Here is a 6,259-nt window from a genome sequence, read left to right on the forward strand (position 1 = left end):
CGTTCGCCGGACCCGGTCGGGCTCCCCCCCCACCCCGCGCCCGCCCCGGCGGACGCCCCGAGAGGACCATCATGACCACCCCGCCCCCGGCCGGCGGGCCCTCCGGCGCGCCTGCCGGCGGCCCGCGCGCCGTACCGCCCAAGCCCCAGCACCCCCCGCGCGCGCCCCAGTCCGGACGCTACGCACCCGGCGACGGCATGCTCGCCTGGCTGCCCTTCCGGCCGACCATCCGGATGCGGCTCACCCTGCTCTACGGCGGCATGTTCCTGATGGCCGGCGTGGTCCTGTTGCTGCTGATGTACGTGTTCTTCCAGGACGCCGTGAACAACCTGGCGCCGCGCACGTTCCAGTTCGACGGCAGCCTGCGGGTCAACGGTGTCCCGATGAACAGCGCGCAGTTCAACCAGGAGCAGGCCGGCGACTACCTGCTGCGCTCCAACTCGGCGCTCAACACCCTGCTGCGCAAGTCGCTCACGATGCTGGTCTGCCTCGCCGTGATCGCCTTCGCGGCCGGCTACGCGCTGGCCGGCCGGGTGCTGCGCCCGCTCGGCCGGATCACCCGCACCGCCCGCGACGTCGCCTCCTCCGACCTGCACCGGCGGATCGAGCTGGACGGGCCGGACGACGAGCTCAAGGAACTCGCCGACACCTTCGACGACATGCTGGACCGGTTGGACCGGTCCTTCGACTCCCAGCGCCGCTTCGTCGCCAACGCCTCGCACGAACTGCGCACCCCGCTGGCGATCAACCGCACCCTGCTGGAGGTCCAGCTCTCCGACCCGGCCGCCTCGCCCGACCTCCAGCAGCTCGGCAAGACCCTGCTGGCCACCAACGAGCGCAGCGAACAGCTGGTGGAGGGCCTGCTGCTGCTCGCCCGCAGCGAGAACGAGCTGACCGACCGCCGCCCGGTGGAGCTCTCCGAGGTGGCCACCCGAGCCCTGGAGCAGACCAGGGCCGAGGCGGACCGGCGCGAGGTCGAGCTGCGCTCCAAGCTCGCTCCGGCCGTGGTCGCGGGCAACGGCGTGCTGCTGGAGCGGCTGGCGCTCAACCTGCTGCAGAACGCCGTCCGGTACAACACCCCCGGCGGCTGGGTCGAGCTGGCCACCGCCGAGGTGCCCGGCGGCGGCGAGCTGGTGGTGTCCAACACCGGCCCGGTGGTGCCCGGCTACGAGCTGGAGCACATCTTCGAGCCGTTCCGCCGGGTCAAGGGCGCCGACCGCACCCGCAGCGACAAGGGGGTCGGGCTCGGCCTGTCCATCGTCCGCTCGGTGGTGCGCGCCCACGGTGGCACCATCGAGGCCACTGCGCGCTCCGGTGGCGGCCTCACCATGCGGGTCCGGATCCCCAACCCCTGACCCCGCCCGCCGGGCCCCTCCCGGGCCCGCCGCGCCCTCCCCGCCGCCGCGCTCCGTAAGCGACCGTTCACCGCCGCCCCCGTCAGGCCCGTCAAGACGACATAAGGCCTGGCGGGGGCGGCTTGTCATTTCCCGCCCGGGCAACTTACGGTGTCGTAACCTACGGAACCGTAAGTGCGTCGCAGACGTGCCCGCCCAACGCGCCCGTCCCGCGCGTGCCGTCCCCCAGGAGCAAGACCGTGACCATCGCCCCTGTGCAGAGCAGCGCCTCCCTCGGATCGACCGGCTGGACCGACGCCCGGCTGATCCTGGCCCTCGAAGAGGTCGTGGAGAAGGAGCTCAACCGCCACCTCGCCGTGGCCAAGGAGTGGATGCCGCACGAGTTCGTGCCGTGGAGCCAGGGCCGTGACTTCGACGGCGTGCTGGGCGGCGACGCCTGGGCCGTCGAGCAGTCCCAGGTGACGCCGCTCGGCCGGGTGTCGCTGGTGGTGAACCTGCTGACCGAGGACAACCTCCCCAGCTACCACCACGAGATCGCCAGCATGTTCGGCCGCGAGGGCGCCTGGGGCACCTGGGTGCACCGCTGGACCGCCGAGGAGGGCCGGCACGGGATAGCGATTCGCGACTTCCTGCTCGCCACCCGGGCCGTCGACCCGGTGGAGCTGGAGCGGGCCCGGATGAGCCACATGTCCGAGGGCTTCGAGTCCGACAACGCGCACAGCATGCTGCAGTCGGTCGCGTACGTGGCCTTCCAGGAGCTCGCCACCCGCATCTCGCACCGCAACACCGGCAAGTACGCCGGCGACCCGCTCTGCGACCAGCTGCTGGCGAAGATCGCCAACGACGAGAACCTCCACATGGTCTTCTACCGGAACCTGCTGAAGGCCGCCCTGGAGATCGCCCCCGACCAGGCCATGCGGGCCGTGGCCGACGTGGTCACCGACTTCCGGATGCCCGGCCACGGCATCCCCGGCTTCGAGCGGGCCGCCGCGCAGATCGCCCTCGGCGGGGTCTACAACCTGCGCATCCACCACGACGACGTGCTGCAGCCGGTGCTGCGCCACCTGCGCGTGATGGAGATCGGCGGTCTCGGCCCGGAGGGCCTGCTGGCGCAGAACGAGCTCGGCGTCTTCCTGGACGAGCTGGACGGCCAGGCGCGCAAGTTCGAGGAGCGCCAGGCCGCGATCCTGGCCCGTCGGGCCGCGCGCCGGAGCACCGACTAGGGTGTTCGACGGAGCAGCCGAAGTGGGTGGATTTTCCGTGGTTTGCCCTGGAAGATTCTGAACGTGACCAAGCTCACATCGTGTCGCTCCGTGACTTCACCCGACCTCGGAGAGTGATCACCCGAACTGGGGTGCCGATCGCAGTCCGTGACCGGATTTCAGGTCCGCACCTGGCCGGATGATTGGCCGGCACCCCAGGTGGGCAAGGGAACGGACGAGCATCAGTGCGGCCTGTGCTCACTGTGAGTGGCCGCCGAGCGGATGCTGGAGGAGGCTGGCGATGGCCCAGCGTGAGGCCTCCCGCAGCCTGGTGGATCACCCCAACGGACCCCTGGCTGAGTGTCGATTGAGTAACAGGGCTTGAAGTAAGGCAAAATCTCCGCCTCGGGTCGGGCACAAGACCGACCCCCCATGCGTTACGTGCGCTGGAGATACCGCACACACCGCACAAACCCGGAGGGGGAGAGCGAACAATGGCAACGGACTACGACACCCCACGCAAGACCGACGACGAGCTCAACGAAGACAGCATCGAGGAACTCAAGGCTCGGCGGAACGACAAGGGCGGCGGCTCTGTCGACGTCGACGAGTTCGATGCGGCCGAGGGCATGGAGCTCCCGGGCGCGGACCTCTCGAACGAGGAGCTCGCGGTCCGGGTGCTGCCGAAGCAGGCCGACGAGTTCACCTGCATGAGCTGCTTCCTGGTGCACCACCGCAGTCAGCTGTACAGCGAGAAGAACGGCAACCCGATCTGCCGGGACTGCGGCGCCTGAGCACCGCGGCGGACAGGGCCCGGCACCCGCGGCTTCCGCGGGGCCGGCACAGCGCCCCTTCCGGCCCCGGGCAGCGGGGCCGGACGGCAGGTCCGGTCGCCGTCCTGACGGACGGCACCGGGAGGACGGGGTCGGCCATGAGCACGTCGGCCGGCACAAAGTCGTAGGGACGGTCCCGCATCAGCGGAACCGTCCCTCTCCGTTTTTTCGGGCCTGTGCGCGTTCCGGGGCTGCCCCGGGCGTGCGCGGGTCCCTCCGCCAGGTGCTGTCCCGGCAGGGTCGGCCGGACAGGCCCTAGGTGCGGGCGCCGCGACGGGCCTCCTCCAGCGCCTCCGCCAGCTTCATCGGCGAGCGGGTCGACAGGTAGAGGTAGGGCGTCGGGTCGGACGGGTCGGTCACCTCGATCCGCAGCGCCGTCGGGACGTAGCTGCGCAGCAGCATGAAGGCGCGCGGGTTGGCTTTCGGCCCGCGCCAGGCCACCGCCTCGGCGGGGCTCAGCGGGTGCGCGGTGCCCAGGGCGTCCACCGGGATCCGGGCCGGCCCGGCCACCAGCGAGCCCTGCACCACGCGGATCCGGACCGAGCCGTAGCTGCTGATCGCGACCGCGCCGGCGGCGATGCCGACCACCAGCCCGACCAGCGCGGCCAGACCACTGACCCGCAGCAGGATCAGGGCGAGCGTGAGCCCGGTCGCGACCGGGAGCAGCCACCAGGAGCGCGGCACCGTGAGGCGTTCGTCGTACATGCCCCCATTGTGGGCGCCCTGACGCCGGTAGCGGGACGCCACCCCCACCGGCCGCGCGCCTACCCCTGGGTAGGCTGGGGCCCCGTGACCGGTTCGACCACCCCCACCGCCCCCGCCGACCGGCCGGCGCCCGCGCTGCCGCCGTCCCCGACCACCCCGCCGCCGGACGCCGCACTGCCGCCGCGCGCCCCCGAGGCGCCCGCCCCCGGCACCCGGCTCGGCTCCCACTACGAGCACTGCTTCGGCTGCGGACCGCAACACCCCGGCGGGCTGCGGATCGACGCGGTCGCCGGCGAGGGACTCGACGTCACCGCCGAGTTCGCCGTCCGGGACGTCCACCAGGGCGGTCCGGGCCTGGCCCACGGCGGAGTGCTGACCACCGCCATGGACGAGACCCTCGGCACGCTCAACTGGCTGCTGCACGCCCCCGCCGTCACCGGCCGGCTGGAGACCGACTTCCTCTGCCCCGTCCCGGTCGACTCGGTGCTGCACCTGCGCGCCTGGGTCACCGGCGTCCACGGCCGCAAGATCTACAGCGCCGCCGAGGCGCGCATCGGCGGCCCCGACGGACCGGTCGCGGTGCGTGCGCAGGCGCTCTTCATCCAGGTGAAGCTGGAACACTTCACCACGCACGGTCGTCCCGAGGACATCGAGAAGGTCCTCGACGACCCGGATCTGATGAAGCGCGCACGAGCCTTTGAGGTGAACCCTTGAGCAACACCCCCCGCCCGCCGCTGGACGTCCTGATCAGGCGCACCGACCCCGAGTTGCCGCTGCCCGCCTACGCGCAGCCCGGCGACGCGGGAGCCGATCTGCGCACCACCGTGGACGCCGAGCTGGCCCCCGGTGAGCGGGCCGTCCTGCCCACCGGCATCGCGATCGCCCTCCCGGACGGCTACGCGGCCTTCGTCCACCCCCGGTCCGGGCTGGCAGTTCGTTGCGGAGTTGCTCTCGTGAACGCCCCGGGGACGGTCGATGCCGGGTACCGTGGAGAGATCAAGGTGATCGTCGTCAATCTGGACCCGCGCGAGGGGGTCAGCTTCCGCCGAGGGGACCGGATCGCCCAGCTGGTGATCCAGCAGGTCGAGAAGGCCCGCTTCCACGAGGTGGCCGAGCTGCCTGGGTCGGCACGTGCCGAGGGCGGGTTCGGGTCGACCGGCGGCCACGCCGCGGTCTAGCATTCCCGCGGCCTCGCAGGAAGCCGAGCAGGTATTCGCATCGGTCTTGGACCGGGAAGGACAGTGACCGTGTTCCGTCGTCGCCAGAAGAGCGAGGACGCTGTCGAGCAGCTCGCCGACGACGCCATCAGCGCCGACGAGACGGCCGATGACGTCGAAGGTTCCGCCGAGAGCGAGAACGTGACCGAGCTGGACCCGTCCGACAAGGTCGGCCTGCCGCCGGCCCCGCGGCCGGACGGTCCGTGGGACCACTCCGAGCTGGAGAACCCCGAGGAGGGGCGAGTGGACCTCGGGGGTCTGCTGGTCCCCGGCGTCGAGGGCATGGAGCTGCGGGTGGAGGTCGCCGGTGACGCGATCGTCGCCGCGACCCTCGTCCTCGGCAACAGCGCCATCCAGCTGCAGGCCTTCGCCGCTCCCAAGTCGGAGGGCATCTGGGGGGAGGTCCGGGAGGAGATCGCCAACGGCATCACCGCGCAGGGCGGCCTCATCGAGGAGGAGGAGGGCCCGCTCGGCTGGCACCTCCGCGCGCAGGTCCCGGTGCAGCTGCCGGACGGCACCCAGGGCGTACAGCTGGTGCGCTTCGTCGGTTGCGACGGCCCGCGCTGGTTCCTGCGGGGTGTGATCTCGGGCCAGGCCGCCGTGCAGCCGGAAATGGCCGGGATCCTGGAACAGGTCTTCCAGCAGACGGTCGTCGTCCGGGGCGAGAGCCCGATGGCGCCCCGCGACCCGATCGTGCTGAAGCTCCCCGAGGACGCCCAGATGGTCGCCGACGGCGGCGGTACGGCTGCGGCGGCCGGCGAGGGCGACAACCGTTTCGGCAGCGCGGCCCTCGACCCGTTCGCCCGCGGTCCGGAGATCACCGAGGTCCGCTGACCTGGTCCGCGTCGCACTGATCGCCCCTGCCCGGGACCCCGGGCGGGGGCGATTTGCATGTGGCGGTCCTGTCCCCGTACAGTTCCGGAGTCGCCGCGAGAGAGCGGGGGCAA

Annotated in this window: 7 protein-coding genes; 6 read left to right on the forward strand and 1 reads right to left on the reverse strand. The window is 72.0% G+C overall.

The window, feature by feature from the left end:
- Positions 1-71 precede the first annotated feature (71 nt).
- The 3 genes from ACIOGZ_RS33760 to ACIOGZ_RS33770 all read left to right on the forward strand — a co-directional run bounded on the left by ACIOGZ_RS33760 (position 72) and on the right by ACIOGZ_RS33770 (position 3,351).
- Complete coding sequence (locus tag ACIOGZ_RS33760) at positions 72-1,355, forward strand: HAMP domain-containing sensor histidine kinase (RefSeq protein WP_363630309.1); 1,284 nt, start codon at positions 72-74, stop codon at positions 1,353-1,355.
- Between the two features lie 239 nt (positions 1,356-1,594).
- Positions 1,595-2,578: an acyl-ACP desaturase gene (locus ACIOGZ_RS33765; protein ID WP_363630308.1), complete on the forward strand. Its 984-nt coding sequence runs from the start codon at positions 1,595-1,597 to the stop codon at positions 2,576-2,578.
- A gap of 473 nt (positions 2,579-3,051) precedes the next feature.
- Positions 3,052-3,351, forward strand: coding sequence for a DUF4193 domain-containing protein (locus ACIOGZ_RS33770; protein ID WP_030057692.1), 300 nt, complete (start codon positions 3,052-3,054; stop codon positions 3,349-3,351).
- Positions 3,352-3,645: 294 nt separating this feature from the next.
- Here ACIOGZ_RS33770 and ACIOGZ_RS33775 read toward each other — a convergent pair whose 3' ends face one another.
- Complete coding sequence (locus ACIOGZ_RS33775; protein ID WP_350880051.1) at positions 3,646-4,095, reverse strand: DUF3093 domain-containing protein; 450 nt, start codon at positions 4,093-4,095, stop codon at positions 3,646-3,648.
- A 135-nt stretch (positions 4,096-4,230) separates the two neighbouring features.
- Here ACIOGZ_RS33775 and ACIOGZ_RS33780 point away from each other — a divergent pair, with 135 nt between their 5' ends.
- From ACIOGZ_RS33780 to ACIOGZ_RS33790, 3 genes are all read left to right on the forward strand, one after another.
- Complete coding sequence (locus tag ACIOGZ_RS33780) at positions 4,231-4,809, forward strand: PaaI family thioesterase (protein ID WP_400988779.1); 579 nt, start codon at positions 4,231-4,233, stop codon at positions 4,807-4,809.
- Positions 4,806-5,273: a dUTP diphosphatase gene (gene dut, locus ACIOGZ_RS33785; protein ID WP_400988773.1), complete on the forward strand. Its 468-nt coding sequence runs from the start codon at positions 4,806-4,808 to the stop codon at positions 5,271-5,273. The genes ACIOGZ_RS33780 and dut overlap by 4 nt, the downstream gene beginning before the upstream one ends.
- A 69-nt stretch (positions 5,274-5,342) precedes the next feature.
- On the forward strand, positions 5,343-6,146 hold the full coding sequence (locus ACIOGZ_RS33790; RefSeq protein ID WP_363584459.1) for a DUF3710 domain-containing protein: 804 nt from the start codon (positions 5,343-5,345) through the stop codon (positions 6,144-6,146).
- Positions 6,147-6,259: the final 113 nt, after the last annotated feature.

The organism is Kitasatospora sp. NPDC088160, from assembly GCF_044741445.1.
GTDB lineage: Bacteria > Actinomycetota > Actinomycetes > Streptomycetales > Streptomycetaceae > Kitasatospora.

What these genes read in the sequence shown, in the direction of transcription:
- ACIOGZ_RS33760 (WP_363630309.1), top strand. Translation starts at nt 72, where the DNA reads ATGACCACCCCGCCCCCGGCCGGCGGGCCCTCCGGCGCGCCTGCCGGC.
- ACIOGZ_RS33770 (WP_030057692.1), top strand. Translation starts at nt 3,052, where the DNA reads ATGGCAACGGACTACGACACCCCACGCAAGACCGACGACGAGCTCAAC.
- ACIOGZ_RS33775 (WP_350880051.1), bottom strand. Translation starts at nt 4,095, where the DNA reads ATGTACGACGAACGCCTCACGGTGCCGCGCTCCTGGTGGCTGCTCCCG.